Origin of the sequence: Bradyrhizobium canariense, from assembly GCF_900105125.1 — a bacterium.
GTDB lineage: Bacteria > Pseudomonadota > Alphaproteobacteria > Rhizobiales > Xanthobacteraceae > Bradyrhizobium > Bradyrhizobium canariense_A.
The window spans coordinates 7,197,880-7,215,311 of sequence record NZ_LT629750.1; the positions used below are offsets into that span (position 1 = coordinate 7,197,880).

The following is a 17,432-nucleotide window of genomic DNA, read 5'->3' on the forward strand; positions in this document are numbered from 1 at the left end:
CAGCCGGTCAGGGAACGAGGACCCAGGCGATCCGCGTCGAGGCCGATCGCCCGGGTCAAATAGGTAAGAGCATCGGCTTCCAGCCGGGTCTCACCTGGATCAATGCGCGCCACCGCCGGCGGCGCCCTTGACTTTCCGCGTGAGCATCACGGCAATGGCAGCGAGAACCAGCACAGCGCCAAGCACCGCGAACGTGTCGCTGAAGCCCATCACCAGCGCCTGATGCTTGACGGTATTACCCAGGGCAATGATCGCTTGCTGGTGCGCGGCCGCGGGATCGGGCACGCCGTGGGCCGCGAAGTAGTCCGTCATCGCCGCAATCCGGTTACGTACTTCCTCGCGGCCGAGCGTGACCGACTGGCCGATGATATTGGAATGGAATTGCTCGCGCTTGGTGATCACGGTCGCAAGCACCGCGGTGCCGATCGCGCCGCCAAGATTACGGAACATGTTGCTGATGCCGGAGGCGGCCGCGGCGTCCTGCGGCGCGATACCGCCTGTCGTCACCGAGGTCAGCGGCGTCAACACCATGGCCTGGCCGATGGCGCGCACGATGTTCGGAATCCAGAGCTGATCGCCGGCATAATCCGGTGACATCGCCGTATTCATGAAACAGCTGTAAGCGAAGATCAGCAAGCCGGTGATCGCGATGTAGCGCGTGTCGATGCGCTGCATCAGCTTCGGCACCAGCGGAATCAGGATGAGTTGCGGCAGCCCGGTCCAGGCCATCACGGCTCCGATCTGCTCGGCATTATAACCCTGCGCCTGGCCGAGATAGGCCGGCAGGATGTACACCGATCCGAACAATGCGAAGCCCAGCATCGTCATCGCGATGGTGCCGAAGCCGAAGTTACGTCCCTTCAGCAGCCGCAATCGGATCAACGGTTTTTCAACCGTCAACTCGATCCAGGCGAACAGCGACAGGCTGACCAGTGCGATCGCCGCCAGCCGCAGGATGAAGGGTGACGAGAACCAGTCATCCTTGTTGCCCTCCTCGAGCACGGTCTGTAACGCGGATAACCCGATCGCCATGGTGGCGATACCGGCCCAATCGCCTTCCTTCAGCAGCTTGAGCTGCATCGGTTGCCGTTCCAGCGAAAAATACAGCGCGGTCACCATCGCCACGGTCGGGATCACGTTGACGAAAAAGATGGTCCGCCAGCCGTAATTTTCGGTGAGATAACCACCGATGGTCGGCCCGATCGCCGGCGCGAAAGTGACGGACAGCGCGAAGATCGCAAGCCCGACCGGCTGTTGCGGCTTCGGCAGTTTGGTGAGCACCAGCGTGAACGCCATCGGAATCAGGACGCCGCCGGCAAACCCCTGCAACCCGCGCATCGCGATCATGGACGGCAGATCATGGGTGAAAGCACACGCCACCGAGAAAGTAGCGAACAGCGCCGCACTGGCGAGCATGTAGCGGCGGAACGAGAATACCCGACTCAGATAATCGGTGAGGGGAATCACAACGATCTCGCCGATCAGATACGATGTCGAGATCCAGGAGCCATTATCGACACCAGTTCCGATGCCGCCTTCGATGTTGAGCAGGGACGCGTTGGTGATCTGGATGTTCAGGATCGCCATGAACGAACCGATCATGGCGGCGAGGACCGCCACCCACGTCATGACGCTCGCGCGGTTCGGATCGATTGCGGTTCGATCAGATGTCCCGCGCGAGGTCGGCAGCGCGGATATCGAGGCTGACAGGCTGGGATTTGACATGGCAGGATGCTCCGGCAATCGTCATCGGTAATTTGGAAGGTGTGGCCGCGGCGCGGACAGGGGTGGGCGAACGCGTCTCGATGGTCGGAATTACCGACATGCCGGGACGCAGCGCGATGGGGGAATTACCGCTGGTGTCGAGCGCGATTCTGACGGGAATGCGCTGCACCACCTTGGTGAAATTGCCGGTTGCGTTGTCTGGCGGCAGCAGTGCGAATTCCTGGCCGCTCGCGGGCGCGATGCTGTCGACGTGGCCATGGACGACCTGGCCCGGGAACATATCCACGGCGATGTCGACCGTCTGGCCTTCATGCACGTCGGTGAGCTGGGTCTCCTTGTAATTCGCCACGACATAGGCGCCGTCGGCCGGCACGACCGACATCAGTTGCGTTCCCGCCTGCACGAACTGTCCGACGCGCAGGCTCCGGTTGCCAACAACGCCGTCGATCGGCGCGATGATCGTGGTGTAGCCAAGATTTAGTTCGGCCTGGTCCTGCACTGCTTCCGAATGGGCGGAGGCCGCGTTGGCCTGGGCGATCTCGGCCTTGAGCAAATCGACCTGCTTGAATGCCGAGGTCAGATTGGCGGCGTCGCGCTGCAGCGTGGCTTGCGCGCTGGCGATACGCGCTTGCGCCTGCTGCGCATTCTGCACGCTGCCCGATCCCGTCGCGGCAAGATCGGTGTAACGCTTGTTGTCCTGCGCGGCGAAGGTCACGTTGGCCTGATCGACCTCGATGGTCGCCTTGGCGGCGTTGATGACGGCTTGCTGGACTTCGAGCTGGGCCTGCTTGCTGGCAATGGTGGCCTTGGCTGCCGTGACATCGGCTTTGGCCTGGTCGAGCGCGACCTTGAAGTCACGGTCGTCGATCCGCGCCAACACCTGACCGGCTTTCACGCGCTCATTGTCCTTCACCAGCACCTGATGGAGATAGCCGGTGACCTTCGGCGCGATGGTGGTGCTGTCGGCCTTCACATAGGCGTCGTCGGTGGAGACGAGATACTGGCCGACGGTCCAGTAGTCCCAGCCATACCAGGCGGCGCCGGCCAGCACGGCGATCGCGGCTCCCGTCATTAACAGCTTACGAAAATTGAGTTTTTTCCCGACGGACAAAGGCGCCGTGTCGGTCTGGCTGGGTTGCCGCGCGGGCGCCAGGCCCTCGGGGACGCCGTTGGCCGGAACCGGCCGCTCGACCGGGAATGCAGTGGAATGGATGCTCATGGCGCTGGCTCCTGTGGCCCTTTGCCGGTGGAGTAATTAGGAAACTTGACAATTTCCAAAATAGACCCAATATCGGAACTGTCAATGGAATGACAGGCATCATGCAAAGACATGGCTAAAGCAAAATCTTCCACCGATCGTCGCTGCCGGGGGCGCCCGCAACTCCGCCCCGATGATGAGACGCGTCAAATCATCTATGAGGCCGCGCGGCACGAATTCTCGGCCAGCGGTTATGCCGCGACCAGCACCGAAATGGTGGCTCGGCGCGCCGGCGTTTCAACCAAGACGTTGTATCGCCTGATTCCGAACAAGGCGGCTTTGTTCGAGGGTATGGTGTCCGACCGGCTCGATCGTTTTCTTTCCGACTTCAATCTGCATGCCGCCGATCACGCCGATATCGATGACGCGCTGAACGCGACGCTGATGGCCTGCGCCGACCTTACGCTCGATAAGGAGGTGGTGGCGCTTCAGCGCATCGTGTTGCAAGAGACCGGTCAATTCTCCGATCTCGCCGCGACGTTCTACAAGAACGGCATTGCGCGCATCAGCGCGGCGTTGGCGGACTGGCTGCGGGTTCAGATGAAGCGCGGGCTAGTCAAGCTCGACGATGCCGACGAAGCTGCCGGCATCCTCCTTGGCATGGTTGCCTCAGCGCCGCGGCGGGCTGCCATGTTCGGCGGCCTGCCGCTGCCCACTCACTCCGAGATCGAACAGCGGGTTCGAACCTGCGCATCCTTGTTCCTGCGCGGATGTCGCGTCGACGGACGAGGCGATGACGCTGGCTAGCGGCGCAACCCGGCAAGAGATTTTGCGGGTGAGTGCAGCGCTTTCGCCCGGCCTCTTAATGTGAAACGGTGCCCTAGCTAGTCTTGGAGCCGCCGGACTGCACGATCGGCCGGTGTGGGTCTTGCGCCATGGAAGCTGTCACGGGAGCCAGCGAAGGCGCCGTTTGCAGTTTCGGCACGCAGATTTCGATGACCTCGTTCCAGCGCGACAAGAACGCATCGATACAAGCCGGGTCGAATTCGATGCCTCTTTTTGCCACCAGATATTCGCGTGCGACTTCGACGGACATTGCTTCCTTGTACGGTCGCTTGGTCGTGAGAGCATCAAAGACATCGGCGACCGCGACAATGCGCGCCGCGATCGGAATTTGCAGTTGCTTGAGGCCGTTCGGGTATCCGCTACCGTCCCAACGTTCGTGGTGAGCGGCTGCGATCGTGGCCGCGAGCTTGATCAATTCGCAGCTGCTGTCGGCCAGGATTCGTTCGCCGACGGTGGTGTGAGTCCGGATGGTTGCCATTTCATCGTCAGTGAGCCGGCCGGGCTTTAACAGAATGCCATCCGGGATCGCAACTTTACCGACGTCGTGAAGTGGAGAGGCAAGATATATCTCACGACAAAGTCGTGCACTCAGCCCGAGCTCCTCGGCAATCAGCCGGCTGTATCTCGCGACACGCAGCGTATGCTCGCCCGTATCGCTGTCACGATATTCAACGGCAAGAGCAAGCCGCAGGACGATCTCTTCCTCGCGCTGGTGCAGTGTTTCGGTCGCAATGGCGACTTCATGCGCCAGAGTTACGGTCTGGTTGTTCAGCTTTCTGACCGATATGCCGAGCTTGATCAGATTCCGCAGCCGGACCGACAATTCCGTCGCTTGCGGGCGCTTTGGCAGAAAATCCGTTGCGCCGGCTTCCAGCGCCTGGATTCGGACGTCCTCGTCGGCAATGGAAGTCACCATCACGACCGGGACGTCGGCATAGGCCGGAAACGACCGAAGTTCGCGGATGAAGGAGATGCCGTCTAGTTTAGGCATCTCGTAGTCGACGAGGACAATATCGAATTCTTTCTCGCGCGCGATCGCCAAAGCTTCGAGCGGATCGAGGCAGGCGGTGGCTTGAACCGTTCCGTTGGCTTCGATGAGGTGCTTGAGCAGGCCAAGCACCGAGCGGCTGTCGTCGACGAGTAAAGCTTGCGCGATCATCTGACGGCCTTGCCAGCAGAGTCCTTGGGAATGGTTGTCCCATTCACTAGCTATCGCGGCTTAATTTATGTCTAAGCGGCAAGGCCGCATTGGTTGCAACCCGTCGATGAGATGCGAAAGCGGCTGTCGAGAAGCGGACCCCCGTAAGAACACGGTGTCGGGCCTAAATTAAGCATCCGGTAACCACGGAGGAAAATACTACCGGCTCGTCCATCCCGGCAACAAGCTCGCCTATGAGTCGCGAGCTTCTCTCCGCCAAGGTAGTTCCGGCAAATGCAAGATTCCGACGATTCTCGCTGGCGGCTTCGCCTCCCGGCTGATTGCAGTATTTCCGCCGTGCGCAGCGTCTATGACCTCATCCGCGAGGCCTTCGGTCGACAAAGCGGACTGGAGATCGACTGTTCAGACGTCAACAAAGCCGACGTCACCTCGATCCAGCTCCTTCTTTCCACAGCGAAGACCGCCAAGCTCGAGGGCCGCTCCGTGGCCCTGACCGCCGTCTCGCGCGCACTGAGCCATACATTCCAGCGCGCCGGGTTCTCTGGCGACGTTGCGACCGACGCGCAGTTTCTCCAGAAGAACGATCGCAAATAATGGCCAATATCCTCACCGTGGACGACTCCCCCAGCATACGCCAGATGATCAAGGTCGTGCTGGGCCCCGCTGGACACACCGTGTTTGAGGCCGGTGACGGCGCGCAGGGATTGGAAAAGGCGAAGTCCACCAAAATGGACCTCGTGATCACCGACCTGAACATGCCGGTGATGAATGGCCTCGAACTCATCAAGGCCCTGCGAGCCGTGCCGACATTGACCGGCCTTCCAATCGTTTTCCTCACGACCGAATCAAACGACGCCGTCAAGCAGCAGGCCAAGGCGGCCGGTGCGACCGGGTGGATCACCAAACCTTTTCAACCGGCGCAGCTTCTTGCGGTTGTCGGTAAACTGGTGCGTTCATGACCACGCTGGATCCGGCGGAAGTTTTTCGGCAGGAAGCCGGCGAACTGCTTGAAGCCCTTGAAGTGGCGTTGCTGGATCTCATCAGCCGTCCTGACGATCGGGACCTGATCGATTCCGCGTTTCGCGCCCTGCACACCATCAAGGGCTCGGGCGCGATGTTCGGCTTTGACAGGGTTGCGTCCTTTACGCACGAGTTCGAAACAGCATTCGACCTCGTCCGCAAGGGAGAAATCAAGCCGACCGAAGATCTGATTTCGGTGGCGCTGTCGGCAAAGGATTATATTCGGGCGCTGATCGAAACGCCCGATTCCACCGATGGCATCATCGGCGATGCGATCCTGGATGATCTCCGGCAGTTCGTCGGATCCGACAGTCCGGTCAAAATTGTCGAGGCCGCTGCCGAGCCGGAATATACGCCGGACGTGCCGCGCGGCGGTTGGCAACTCCATTTGGCGTTTGCAAGCCATGTCCTTCGCAACGGATCGAACCCGCTCGATTTCCTCGACGACCTGCGCAAGCTCGGCAGCTGCTTTGTCGTCGCCTTGGTCGATGATGTGCCGTTGCTGGAAGATCTCGATCCCGAATATTGCTTTCTGAAATGGGACGTGACGCTGCATAGCGCCTGCGACAAGAGCGTCATCGAGGACGTCTTCATGTTTGTCCAGGACGAAATGGAGCTCAGGATCGAGTCCTTCGACCACGACGCCGGCGCGGCACAATCGCCGGAGATCGCTTCCAGCGAACCGGAAGTTCCCGTCGTCGCCGCCATCAGCGCTCCGATCATCTCCGAACCCGCTCGTCCTGCAGCAGTGAAAGAGATCGAGGAGCCGATCGGTCCCGCCGAAAGAAAGCCCGACGAGCGGCGGAGGGCCGACGATCGCAATGTCGCCACCGTCCGCGTTCCCGCGGAGCGTCTTGACGAACTGATGGACCGCGTCGGTGAACTCGTCATCGCTCAAGCCCGGCTGAGTCAACTGGCGGCGGCGGGCAATGATCTCTCGATCAAGGTGATTGCCGAAGAAATCGAGCGACTGGCCGGTAGTCTGCGTGACACCACCATGGGCGCGAGAATGGTGCCGATCGGGTCACTGTTCGCGCGCTTCCGGCGGCTGGTTCATGATCTGTCGCGCGAATTGAACAAGCCGGTCGACTTGATCACCTCGGGTGAGGACACCGAACTCGACAAGACCATGATCGAGTGCCTGGCAGATCCGCTGGTGCATCTTATCCGCAATGCGATCGATCACGGCATCGAGGATACGGCGAGCCGCGCCGCCGCGGGCAAGACCGAGCAGGGCCGAATCGAGTTGACGGCGATCCATTCGGGCGCGCAGGTCCTCGTCAGGGTAACCGACAATGGCGGCGGCCTGAACACCGCGCGCATCCGCGCTAAAGCGGAAGACCAGGGCTTGATCGCGCCGGGAGCTGCGCTGTCGGACCAGGAAATTCATCAATTCCTTTTTCATCCCGGCTTTTCGACCGCGCAGACCGTCTCCGCTCTGTCCGGCCGTGGCGTTGGAATGGACGTGGTCAAGCGCACGATCGAGACCATGCGCGGCACGATCGATCTCACAACGACGCCGGGCCGTGGAACGAGCGTCACGTTACGACTTCCCCTGACGCTCGCAATCATCGAAGGTCTGCTGATCCGCGTCGAGGACGGCTGCTATATCATTCCTCTGTCGGCGGTCGAGGAATGCGTTGAATTGACAGCCGCGGACGAGCGCTCGCGCGGACGCAATTTCCTCAATATCCGCGGCGAACTGGTGCCGTTCCTGAGGTTGCGCGAATTGCTCGCTGCTCCGGGCGCCCCTGGCCGTCACCAGAAGACAATCATCATATCGACAGGCGACACGCGGGTCGGCCTGGTCGCCGACCAGATCATCGGCAATCATCAGACGGTGATCAAATCGCTCTCCAAGCTCCACTCCGAAGTCACGATGTTTTCCGGGGCGGCCATACTCGGCGACGGCAGCGTCGCGCTCATTCTCGACGTCGCGCAACTGGTCGTTCTTGCGCAATCCCAGTCTGAAAAGCAAAGCAAGGCGGCGTGATGACTTCCCAGATCGGAAATGACGCGACGGCAGGGCATGACGAAAACGCGATGCAGGTCGTCATGGTCGGTCTTGGTGACGAGATGTTCGCGCTGGACGCCGGACAGGTAAGGGAAATTATCGATCCGGTGCCGGCGACGCGCGTGGCCGGCGCGCGCGAATTCTTGCCGAGTGTCATCAACGTTCGCGGCAACGTTATTCCGCTGGCGGATTTGCGCATCCGCTTTGGCATGGAGATCGCGGTCAATTCCGAGGACACGCGTATCGTCGTGATCGAGATCAAGGTTGGCGGCGATCCAGTTCTGGTCGGAGTGATCGCCGACAAAGTCTATGAAGTGACGGAGATATCGCGGTCCAATGTTCAGCAGACGCCGCGCGTCGGCATGCATTGGAGGCCGGAGTTCATCAGCTTTATCACCAAGTGGCGTGAAGAGTTTGTCGTCGTTCCCAACATGGAACGCATTCTGAATTGAAGTCGATCGGGAATGATCAAGGGGCTGAAAATGAGATTTACTGTCAAAGCAAAACTGGCCAGCGCCTTCGGCGCCGTCATCGTTCTATCGATGATCACGGGCGCAGTCGCCTACACCAAGCTGAACTCTCTCGATGAGGCGCAGCAGCGTATCGTTGCCCAGGCCGGCCGCATGAAGATGGCCACTGACATCATGGACGGCATACAGGGTCAGGAACGCGCCGAGAGCCGAATGATTTCGGCGAAATCCGATAAAGACACCGAGGACAACTACAACACGATGCTTGCGCGCCGCAACAAGGTTCTCAAGCTGCGCGATGACCTTTATGGTGTGGCCAGTGATATCGGGAAGCGGGCGCTCGACCAGGCGGCAGGGCCGATCAAGCAGATGAACGAGCTTGAGGACCAGGCCAGCAAGCTCGCCCTGCTCAATTCCAACAACAAGGCGGCCGATACCTGGAAAGACCAGGGACAACCTGCCGCAAAAGAGCTCGACTCGGTGCTCGATTCGGCAGTCGCCGAATTGAACAAGAACGCTTCCGAAAGCCAGCGCAATGTAACGGCGTTGCTGTCGGCAAGACTTGGCGTCTCGCGTCTGTCGCGCGCGATCATCTCGGCTTATACGAGTTCGAATGCCCAGGAGGTGGACTCCGATACCAAGGAAGCGCTGGAGCAGCTTAAAGACCTCAAGTCGGAAATTGCGCAGATCGCGGGGCAGGCGGTGCTCGGATCGTCGTCCAGCACCATCAGCGCACAACTCGACCGTATCACCAAGGCTGCCGAGAAATCAGCTAATCTGGCGCTCGAGGCGGGCAACATCAAAGCGGCCGCGATTTCAAGCGGCGATGGTCGCAAGACGTTCAATGAAAGCCTTGATGCGCTCGAGCAGTACGTCAAGCTGAACGAAAAGCAGATGGCCGATGTCGCGGAAGAGGGATCCAAGGAGGCGTCTTTCGCGAAAACCCTGCTGATCAGCATCATCATCAGTTCGCTGTTGATCGCGGTCGCCTCGGCGACGTGGATCGCCCTGAATATCAGCCGTGGCCTCAGTCGGGCTGTCGGGCTGGCCGATGCGGTGGCGATCGGCGACCTCAGCCACAAGATCGATGTCTCCAGCAACGACGAAGTCGGCGATCTCGTGAAATCGCTGAACGCGATGACCGTGAATCTCAACGCGACCGCAAAGATGGCGGATGAGATCGCCAGCGGCAATCTCCTGATCGACGCCAAGCGGCTCTCGGACAAGGATACGCTGGGCATGGCGCTCGAGCGCATGGTGGAAAAACTCCGCACCATCGTATCGGAAGCGTTGATGGCCGCGCAGAACGTCTCTGCCGGCAGCCAGGAACTGTCCGCCAGCGCGGAGCAGCTTTCACAGGGCGCCACCGAGCAGGCCTCTTCGGCGGAGGAAGCCTCATCCTCGATGGAGGAGATGGCCGCCAACGTGAAACAGAACGCCGAAAACGCCAATCAGACCGAGAAGATCGCCGCGCAGTCGGCCAAGGACGCGGAAGCCAGCGGCAGCGCTGTCGGCCGCGCGGTCGAAGCGATGCAGACCATCGCCGCGAAAATCACGATCGTGCAGGAGATCGCTCGTCAAACCGACCTTCTAGCGCTCAACGCGGCGGTCGAAGCGGCTCGCGCCGGCGAGCACGGCAAGGGCTTTGCCGTGGTCGCTTCCGAAGTACGCAAGCTGGCCGAGCGTAGCCAGGCAGCCGCAGCCGAGATCGGAACGTTGTCGACCGATACCGTCAAGGTCGCTCAGGAGGCGGGGGCGATGCTTGCCAAGCTGGTGCCGGATATCAAGAAGACCGCCGAACTCGTTGAAGAGATCACCTCGGCCTGTCGTGAACAGGACGTCGGATCTTCCCAGATCAACCAGGCGATCCAGCAACTGGACAAGGTCGGTCAGCAGAACGCCAGCGCCTCTGAGCAGGTATCGTCGACCTCGGAGGAACTCGCGTCCCAGGCCGAGCAGCTTCAGTCAACGATCGCTTATTTCAAGATCGATACGGGCTCGCAAACTTCCCGGCGGGCGGCGTCACCGGTCGACCAGGCCGTCAGTCAGTTGCGCGGCAAGGCGGCCTCGATGGCGGCCGCCGAACGCTCCAAGGCCTCGGCCAAGCCCGCGCGAGCCGTCAAGGCCGCGGGAGGCGGCGGCTTCGCCTTTGCCATGGATGATGGCGGGGACGAAAAGGATGTCGAGTTTCAACGTTGAAACAACGCCCGGCACCTGATGGTGCCGGGCGATTACCTCGACCGGATGAGTGAAGTGGACCGTACCATGGCCGAAACGGCGCAATACCTGACGCTTGGCCTCGCCAACGAAACGTTCGGCATTTCGATTCGAAATGTTCGGGAAATCCTCGATATGCGGCCCATTTCAAGGTTGCCGCACGCGCCGGACTTTCTTCTCGGCATGATTGACGTGCGGGGCAGTGGCTATCCGATCGTCGATCTGCGGACCAAGCTCAATTTGCCCAGCGTCGCTGCCACGGAAGCAACCAGGATCATCATTCTCGACATTCCGATGAATGACCGCCTGGTGGGTGTCGGCTTCGTTGCCGATTGTGTGTTCGAGGTAACCGACATCGATGAAAGCAAGATCGAGCCACCGCCGTCGGTCGGGGGGCGATGGAAGTCCGATTACCTGGCTGGCATTGGCCGGAAGGGCGACAAATTCGTCATCATTTTCGATCTCGAGAAGCTGATGGCGGCTGCCGAGATGTCGCAGTATCAGGGAACGAGCCCGGGTACGTCGGCTGCGGCCTGAGTTCAACGGGTTTTGGAATGCTGCAAGCCGTCGCACATTTGTCGGATCGCCACTTTCGTTCGATCGCCGAACTGATCGAGGGAGAGGTGGGCATCAAGCTGCCGCCCGGAAAGCAATTGATGCTTGAAGGCCGGCTTCAAAAGCGCATCCGGGCTCTCAATTATCCTGGCCCGAACGAATATGTCGAAGCCCTGATCGAGGGCGGCAGCTTCGATTCCGAGCTCGTTCACCTGATCGATTGCGTCACGACCAACAAGACCGACTTCTTTCGTGAACCATCTCATTTCGCATTCATGAAAGATACTGCGGTGCCGACACTGCTCGCGGCGCGACAGCGCGGCCCGGCCGGTCTCAAGATCTGGAGCGCGGCGTGCTCGACCGGCATGGAAGCCTACAGCGCCGCAATGGTGCTTGACGACATGGTCAAGAACGGTAGCCGATTCCAGTTTCGGATTCTGGGAACCGATATTTCCGCCGGCGTATTGCGCCTCGCCAAGGCCGGCATTTATCCGCGGGAAGTGACCGCACCTGTGCCTGAGACGCTGGCGAAGCGCTATTTTCTTCATTCAAAGGACAAATCCCGCGGCGAGATGCGCGTTGTCCCGGAATTGCGACGACTGACGCATTTCATGCGGATGAATTTGATGGATAAAGCCTATCCGGTCGATCGGGACGTCGACATCATCTTTTGCAGAAATGTCCTGATCTATTTCGAGAAGCACAATCAGCGCAAGGTCGTCGATCGGCTGTGCGAACACCTTCGGCCCGGAGGCTATCTCATGGTTGGCCATTCCGAATCGATGGTCCATGCCGGTTCGTCGCGCTTGAAACAGATACAGCCCACGGTTTTCAGAGTTTAGAATCGGAACAGGTCAGATGCTCAAGAAAACCGTCCGTGTCCTGATCGTGGATGACTCCGCCTCGGTGCGTCAGATCCTCGCCTCGATACTCGGTGACGATCCAGGCATCGACGTCATGGCCTCCGCGTCCGATCCGTTCGTAGCGGCGAAGCGATTGCAGGACGAACTCCCGGACGTCATCATCCTGGATATTGAAATGCCGCGGATGGACGGGTTGACCTTCCTCCGCAAGATCATGGCTCAGCACCCCATACCGGTGATCATTTGCTCGTCGATGACCGATCAGGGATCGGACCTGATGTTCGAGGCCTTTGAAGCCGGTGCTGTCGACATCGTTCCCAAGCCTCGTGTCGACACCCGTCAAGCGCTGTTGGAATCCTCGACACGGCTGCGCGATGCGGTGAAGTCGGCTGCCCGCGCGCGCGTTCGCACCCGGAGCGAACGCCGGACGGTCGTGGAGGCCAAGCTGACCGCCGACGCGATCATTCCGCCTCCGGTCCAGGGGCGATCGACGGTCACAACAGAGCGCATTGTCTGCATCGGCGTATCGACGGGCGGTACCGAGGCGCTTTGCGACGTTCTGGAGGTATTGCCGCGCAACTGCCCGGGAATCCTGATTGTGCAACACATGCCGCAGGGATTTACCGCTGCGTTTGCAAGGCGGCTGAACGGCATCTGCGAGATCAACGTCAAGGAAGCCGAGGACGGCGAGCCCGTGCTTCCCGGCTATGCCTATATTGCCCCCGGCAGCCGGCACATGCTGCTGCAAAGAACCGGCCGCCGTTATCACATCGCCATCAAGGATGGGCCGCCGGTGTCGCGGCATCGTCCCTCGGCCGATGTCCTGTTCCGTTCCGCGGCCCAATATGCCGGCTCAAACGCGCTTGGAATCATCATGACCGGCATGGGTGATGACGGCGCGAAAGGGCTGCTGGAGATGCGCAAGCTCGGCGCGACGACACGGGCGCAGGACGAGGAAAGCTGCGTGGTTTTCGGCATGCCGAAGGAGGCGATCGCCTGTGGCGCCGCGCAGAAGGTGGTCTCGCTGGCGCAAATTCCGAAGGAAATCATGCTTTGGCATAATTCCAGCCAACCGGTCGCGGTTGATTGAGGGAACATGTCATCATTGCTTCCGGACGTCGGCGTGAGCGGAGTTGTTGCTTCCGTAGAGCACGTTAACTCGCAGATTGAGGGAACGTTTGCCGAAGTAGGAGGCAGGCTCGGCCGCGGCCACGAAATCTTTCAGGAACTCAATGATGGGCTTACCCGGCTGTCCGGCGAGTTGTCGGGAACGAACATCGAAGGCACGGCGGCCGCATTTCAAAACATTGCCCGGAAACTGACTGAGCTGGCCGAAGTGCTTCCGAGCGAGAGCGCGTCGCTCGACGGAATCGGGCGGAAGGCATCAGAGACGTCAGCTTTGCTGCGCGCCCTGCTCAAGCACATCCAGATGATTTCGATCATCTCGCGCAGCGCCCGGATCGAGGCCGCATCCCTCGACAGCAACCGGGGCAGCTTTCTGGATTTTACCCAGGAGGCGTTTCAACTGGCGAAAGCCGCGCAGGATTCCGTCGAAAGCTGCACACGCGATCAGGTTCAGCTTGCCGATGCCATCAAGACCGCCCTGGACAAACACCGCGAATTCCAGACGCGTTACCGCGAGCAGTTGATCTCCGTCAGCTCGGAACTGATCGCATCCCACGGCCGTATCCAGCAGCAACAATCGAATGGCGTGCGTTTGACGGAGACGACGGGTGCAAGTGCGGGACGGATCGCGCAGGCGGTCGGAATCTCCATCGTCTCGCTGCAGGCGGGCGACAGCATTCGCCAGCGCCTTGAGCACGTTTGTCATGGCCTGCATGTTGCGAGCGGCTACGCGACCGGCATCGTGCCGGACGATGCAGAAGACGCGGCACTGATCTCGCGTTTCATCGCAGGGCTGGAGGCCGAGCAGCTTGATGATGCAGTCCGCCAATTTGATACGGACATCCGCCAGATAGCGCACACTTTATCCTCGCTCGGTTCTGACGTCGCCGGTATCGTCAGCCAGGGAAAGTCTCTGTACGGAAATCAGAACAACACCACCTCCTCATTCCTGTCCGAGATCAAGCAGTCGCTCAATCATGCTTCCGAGCTGATACGGTCTTGCGAGAATGCCAGAATATCCGTCGACCGGGCCTTGTCGGTGGTGGAAGACACCCTCGGAAAATTCCGGCGGGCGGCTTCCGAACTGTCGCATACGGTCACGGATATCATTCTGATCGGCATGAACGCGGGGCTGCGGGCCGGGCATCTCGGCGCCAAGGGCAGTTCTTTTGTGGTGATCGCCAATGAGCTGAAGACGACCGCCGATCATATTTCCGGGGGCGCAGGGATGTTGCGGCCCGTGCTCGACGAAATCGAGGTTTCGGCCAATGATCTGAGGTCGCTTCGCGTCGATGCTGAATCGTCACAACTCGCCGGACTGGAGAACTCCGTCCTCGCGGCGATTCAGGACATAGAAATGGGTAACGAACGCGTAAATGGCACGATGACGCGGCTCATCAAAGAAGGCGCCGAATTCGAGGACGTGATTGCGAGCGCGCAGGACACGCTGAAATCTCTCGCGGATGCTCTGGCGGTTCTGCCGGATCATATCTCCTCATTGCGGGCGGACAGCAAGACATTTGACACGATGCCTGCCGCGGCGGGCGAAAAGGCCAAGCCTCTGCTGGAGGATTTGGCAAATCGGTACACGATGGCGACCGAGCGGGAAATTCACCGCCGGTTTCTCAATGATGCGGGTATCAAGGCCGACGCCATCCCGGACAAGCCGGCCACGGAAACGGCTGCTGACGACGTCCTGTTTTTTTGAGGGCTACAAGCCGCCATCGACAAGCGATGCGCGATCAATCGCGCGCCGTCCTTGTTCAAGCGCTGATCGCGTTCTTCGCGATGACGTCGCGGTAGAATGACACGCTGAGCTTCGGTGAACGTGCCAGCGTGTCGAAGTCGACGCGATACAGGCCGAAGCGCTGTTCGAAGCCGAAGATCCACTCGAAATTATCCATCAGGCTCCACAGGAAATATCCGCGAACCGGCACGCCTTCGGACGTCGCGCGCTGCAACTGCGTCAGGTAATTGCGCAGATACATGATGCGGTCGAGGTCGTAGACCTTGCCGTCAGCGGCCGGCTTGTCGGTTCCGGAGGTGCCGTTCTCGCTGATGTAGATCGTATCGATGTTCCAGATCTTGGCGGCAATCCGCGGTACCCAATAGGCGGTCTCCGGCCCGATCCGCAGCCACTCGGATTTCATATGTGGAAACGAGTCGGGAAAAGGCAAAACCTTGAAACCCGGCGCGCGATCATTCGCGACCACGTAAAATTGCGGCGCGTAGATATTCAGGCCGACGAAATCGACCGGGGAGGCGATGATCTTCAACTCTTCGGCGGTATATTTTGGAGCGTCCTTGCCAGTATAGGCCAGAAACTCGTCGGTGTATTTGCCTTCCAGGATCACGTTCAGGAAGCTCGCGTTTAATTCACGCGTCGCGATCTCGGCGGCGCGAACGTTCTCGGGCGTATCGATCGCAGGCAAGCAGGCCGCGATGTTTTCAGCGGGGCCGACTTTGGTGCCAGCGCGCCCCTTGGCGCGGATCGCCTGCACCGCGAGGCCGTGGCCCAGGGCAACGTTGTGATGCACCTGGTTCAGGACCGCCTCCGGCAGCTTGAGGCCCGGCGCATCAATGCCGTAGCCATAACCGAAGTTCACGAATCGTCCGACTTCGTTGACCGTGAAGAAGGACTTGACGCGATCGCTTAAACGCCCGGCCACATAGCCTGCGTAATCTGCGAACGCCTTGGAGGTGTCGCTGGACTGCCATCCGCCGAAACGGTCCTGAAGCGACTGCGGCAGGTCCCAGTGATAGAGCGTTGCGAACGGCTCGATGCCATTTGCCAGAAGTTCGTCCAGCAGGCGGTCATAGAAGTCGAGGCCTTTAGGATTCGGCGCGCCCGTCCCGTTCGGAAACACCCGCGGCCACGCGATCGAAAACCGATAGGCTTTGACGCCGAGGTCCTTGATCAGCCGAACGTCTTCCTTGTAGCGGTGATAATGATCGTTGGCGCGGTCGGCGTTGCTGTGATCCGCGATCTTGCCCGGCGTGTGGCTGAACGTATCCCAGATCGAGGGACCTCGACCGTCTTCACTGACGGCGCCTTCGATCTGATAGGCTGATGTGGCCGTCCCCCACAGAAAGCCATTGGGGAAGTTGGCAGGGGCGTGCGGGTCAGCCGCCGGTTTGGCGTTGCCGTCTTCCGACTTCGCAGGGCCAGCCGCCATCCCGAGCGCGGAAAGGCCGGCAAGCTTTGCAAAATGCCGCCGAGAGAATTGCCTGAACACGGTGGCTCCTAATAGGCATCAATTTGATAGACAGATACTCTGTCGATTTCGAACGCGACCGAATTTGGAGTCTCGGCGTCGACGAATCCGACGCCTTTGAAGTACTTCGCGCCCATGGCTAAGTTCACGATCATGTACATCGGATCGTCAAAACCGACGGGGACCTTGATATCGGCCACCGGCTTGCGGTCGATAAAATAGGTGATGCGATCCCGCTCCCACAGCGCGCCATAGTTATGGAAATTGCGCGAAGCATCCGGCAACATGAAATCCTGCGGACAGGACTCGATGCGCTGGGTGTCCGGGTGTCGCCAATGTGTCGTCATCACCAACGAACCGGGCTCCTCGCCACGTCCTTCCACCACGTCGAGTTCAGGTGGCCAGCCGCCATCATTGGCAAGCAGCCAGAAGGCCGGCCAAACCCCGTCGCCCACGGGTATCTTCGCACGAATCTCGAAATATCCATGTTTTTGCGCAAATGAATCCTGGGTGGTGAGGATGCCGGACACATAGTCGTTGTTGAACAACACCGGCTTCAGTTCAGGCGGCGTGCGGCTGGCGATTATCGAGAGAACGCCATCACGAACCCTGAATGGATCAAGCCCCAGCGGGGTTGTTCCCCGTCCGGCATAGCGCGGATCCACATAGATCTGCTGTTCGCCGTTGTAGCTGGTCTTACGCTTGAAGTCGGAGCCGTCTCCTCCCCAGTAGCGCGCTTCCGGCCAGGCGGCGCCGCCGGCATAATGGGGCGTCCACCTGCCACTCAACAATGGATGGTCGTTGAAATCATCGTGGAAGGTTTCATGCAGGGATACCGCAACGAGCGGAAACTCCCCTTCGATGCGGCGGCATTGTTGGCCGGGAGGGTCGCTCTTGACCTGCAAAGCGAGCCGCGTCGGCGCTGCCGCAAGGTCAACTTGCGCAAAAGCAGGCGCAAGCATTCCGAAAAAGCCGAGAAGGATCAAAAGTCTCGAGGCCAATTGTCGATCCCCGGTTCACATGGA

General features: G+C 60.1%; 15 protein-coding genes. 10 read left to right on the forward strand and 5 right to left on the reverse strand.

Annotated elements, in window-relative coordinates; all coding sequences use genetic code 11:
- Window positions 1-99: 99 nt before the first annotated feature.
- Together BLV09_RS33940 and BLV09_RS33945 are read right to left on the reverse strand one after the other, a co-directional pair.
- Window positions 100-1,629: an MDR family MFS transporter gene (locus BLV09_RS33940; protein WP_146691421.1), complete on the reverse strand. Its 1,530-nt coding sequence runs from the start codon at window positions 1,627-1,629 to the stop codon at window positions 100-102.
- A gap of 34 nt (window positions 1,630-1,663) precedes the next feature.
- On the reverse strand, window positions 1,664-2,944 hold the full coding sequence (locus tag BLV09_RS33945) for an HlyD family secretion protein (protein ID WP_146690531.1): 1,281 nt from the start codon (window positions 2,942-2,944) through the stop codon (window positions 1,664-1,666).
- A 111-nt stretch (window positions 2,945-3,055) separates the two neighbouring features.
- Between BLV09_RS33945 and BLV09_RS33950 the strand changes: the two genes are divergently transcribed.
- On the forward strand, window positions 3,056-3,730 hold the full coding sequence (locus tag BLV09_RS33950; RefSeq protein WP_146690532.1) for a TetR/AcrR family transcriptional regulator: 675 nt from the start codon (window positions 3,056-3,058) through the stop codon (window positions 3,728-3,730).
- Between the two features lie 73 nt (window positions 3,731-3,803).
- On the opposite strand, the gene BLV09_RS33955 is transcribed toward BLV09_RS33950, so the two are convergent.
- On the reverse strand, window positions 3,804-4,928 hold the full coding sequence (locus BLV09_RS33955) for an HD domain-containing phosphohydrolase (RefSeq protein WP_146690533.1): 1,125 nt from the start codon (window positions 4,926-4,928) through the stop codon (window positions 3,804-3,806).
- Window positions 4,929-5,201: 273 nt separating this feature from the next.
- On the opposite strand from BLV09_RS33955, the gene BLV09_RS33960 reads away from it, so the two are divergent.
- The 9 genes from BLV09_RS33960 (at window position 5,202) to BLV09_RS34000 (ending at window position 14,900) form a co-directional block, all read left to right on the forward strand.
- A complete protein-coding gene (locus BLV09_RS33960) occupies window positions 5,202-5,522 on the forward strand; it encodes an STAS domain-containing protein (RefSeq protein ID WP_146690534.1) in 321 nt (106 codons plus the stop codon).
- The gene (locus BLV09_RS33965; protein WP_100386528.1) at window positions 5,522-5,887 is read left to right on the forward strand and encodes a response regulator; all 366 of its coding nucleotides are present in this window, start codon (window positions 5,522-5,524) and stop codon (window positions 5,885-5,887) included. The genes BLV09_RS33960 and BLV09_RS33965 overlap by 1 nt, the downstream gene beginning before the upstream one ends.
- Entirely contained in the window at window positions 5,884-7,941 is a 2,058-nt protein-coding gene (locus BLV09_RS33970; RefSeq protein WP_146690535.1) for a chemotaxis protein CheA, read from the forward strand. Before BLV09_RS33965 ends, BLV09_RS33970 begins: the two co-directional genes overlap by 4 nt.
- Window positions 7,941-8,414 (forward strand): chemotaxis protein CheW, encoded by a 474-nt coding sequence (locus BLV09_RS33975; RefSeq protein WP_167558975.1) that lies wholly within the window; start codon window positions 7,941-7,943, stop codon window positions 8,412-8,414. The genes BLV09_RS33970 and BLV09_RS33975 overlap by 1 nt, the downstream gene beginning before the upstream one ends.
- Before the next feature lie 30 nt (window positions 8,415-8,444).
- Entirely contained in the window at window positions 8,445-10,631 is a 2,187-nt protein-coding gene (locus BLV09_RS33980; protein ID WP_146690536.1) for a HAMP domain-containing methyl-accepting chemotaxis protein, read from the forward strand.
- Window positions 10,632-10,697: 66 nt separating this feature from the next.
- On the forward strand, window positions 10,698-11,186 hold the full coding sequence (locus BLV09_RS33985; RefSeq protein ID WP_146691423.1) for a chemotaxis protein CheW: 489 nt from the start codon (window positions 10,698-10,700) through the stop codon (window positions 11,184-11,186).
- A 17-nt stretch (window positions 11,187-11,203) separates the two neighbouring features.
- On the forward strand, window positions 11,204-12,046 hold the full coding sequence (locus BLV09_RS33990) for a CheR family methyltransferase (RefSeq protein ID WP_100386530.1): 843 nt from the start codon (window positions 11,204-11,206) through the stop codon (window positions 12,044-12,046).
- 16 nt (window positions 12,047-12,062) lie between these two features.
- The gene (locus BLV09_RS33995) at window positions 12,063-13,157 is read left to right on the forward strand and encodes a protein-glutamate methylesterase/protein-glutamine glutaminase (RefSeq protein WP_100386531.1); all 1,095 of its coding nucleotides are present in this window, start codon (window positions 12,063-12,065) and stop codon (window positions 13,155-13,157) included.
- 309 nt (window positions 13,158-13,466) lie between these two features.
- On the forward strand, window positions 13,467-14,900 hold the full coding sequence (locus BLV09_RS34000) for a chemotaxis protein (protein WP_146690537.1): 1,434 nt from the start codon (window positions 13,467-13,469) through the stop codon (window positions 14,898-14,900).
- 55 nt (window positions 14,901-14,955) lie between these two features.
- Here BLV09_RS34000 and BLV09_RS34005 read toward each other — a convergent pair whose 3' ends face one another.
- Window positions 14,956-16,368, reverse strand: a complete 1,413-nt coding sequence (locus BLV09_RS34005; protein ID WP_167559116.1) for a GH1 family beta-glucosidase — start codon at window positions 16,366-16,368, stop codon at window positions 14,956-14,958.
- Window positions 16,369-16,436: 68 nt separating this feature from the next.
- The gene (locus BLV09_RS34010) at window positions 16,437-17,369 is read right to left on the reverse strand and encodes a glycoside hydrolase family 16 protein (RefSeq protein WP_146691424.1); all 933 of its coding nucleotides are present in this window, start codon (window positions 17,367-17,369) and stop codon (window positions 16,437-16,439) included.
- Window positions 17,370-17,432: the final 63 nt, after the last annotated feature.

Excerpts from the sequence above, each read along its gene's own strand:
- BLV09_RS34010 (WP_146691424.1), bottom strand. The coding sequence starts at position 17,369 with ATGCTTGCGCCTGCTTTTGCGCAAGTTGACCTTGCGGCAGCGCCGACG.
- BLV09_RS33990 (WP_100386530.1), top strand. The coding sequence starts at position 11,204 with ATGCTGCAAGCCGTCGCACATTTGTCGGATCGCCACTTTCGTTCGATC.
- BLV09_RS33960 (WP_146690534.1), top strand. The coding sequence starts at position 5,202 with ATGCAAGATTCCGACGATTCTCGCTGGCGGCTTCGCCTCCCGGCTGAT.
- BLV09_RS33985 (WP_146691423.1), top strand. The coding sequence starts at position 10,698 with ATGGCCGAAACGGCGCAATACCTGACGCTTGGCCTCGCCAACGAAACG.
- BLV09_RS33955 (WP_146690533.1), bottom strand. The coding sequence starts at position 4,928 with ATGATCGCGCAAGCTTTACTCGTCGACGACAGCCGCTCGGTGCTTGGC.
- BLV09_RS33950 (WP_146690532.1), top strand. The coding sequence starts at position 3,056 with ATGGCTAAAGCAAAATCTTCCACCGATCGTCGCTGCCGGGGGCGCCCG.
- BLV09_RS33940 (WP_146691421.1), bottom strand. The coding sequence starts at position 1,629 with ATGACGTGGGTGGCGGTCCTCGCCGCCATGATCGGTTCGTTCATGGCG.
- BLV09_RS34005 (WP_167559116.1), bottom strand. The coding sequence starts at position 16,368 with ATGGCGGCTGGCCCTGCGAAGTCGGAAGACGGCAACGCCAAACCGGCG.
- BLV09_RS33965 (WP_100386528.1), top strand. The coding sequence starts at position 5,522 with ATGGCCAATATCCTCACCGTGGACGACTCCCCCAGCATACGCCAGATG.
- BLV09_RS33945 (WP_146690531.1), bottom strand. The coding sequence starts at position 2,944 with ATGAGCATCCATTCCACTGCATTCCCGGTCGAGCGGCCGGTTCCGGCC.
- BLV09_RS33995 (WP_100386531.1), top strand. The coding sequence starts at position 12,063 with ATGCTCAAGAAAACCGTCCGTGTCCTGATCGTGGATGACTCCGCCTCG.
- BLV09_RS33975 (WP_167558975.1), top strand. The coding sequence starts at position 7,941 with ATGACTTCCCAGATCGGAAATGACGCGACGGCAGGGCATGACGAAAAC.
- BLV09_RS33980 (WP_146690536.1), top strand. The coding sequence starts at position 8,445 with ATGAGATTTACTGTCAAAGCAAAACTGGCCAGCGCCTTCGGCGCCGTC.
- BLV09_RS33970 (WP_146690535.1), top strand. The coding sequence starts at position 5,884 with ATGACCACGCTGGATCCGGCGGAAGTTTTTCGGCAGGAAGCCGGCGAA.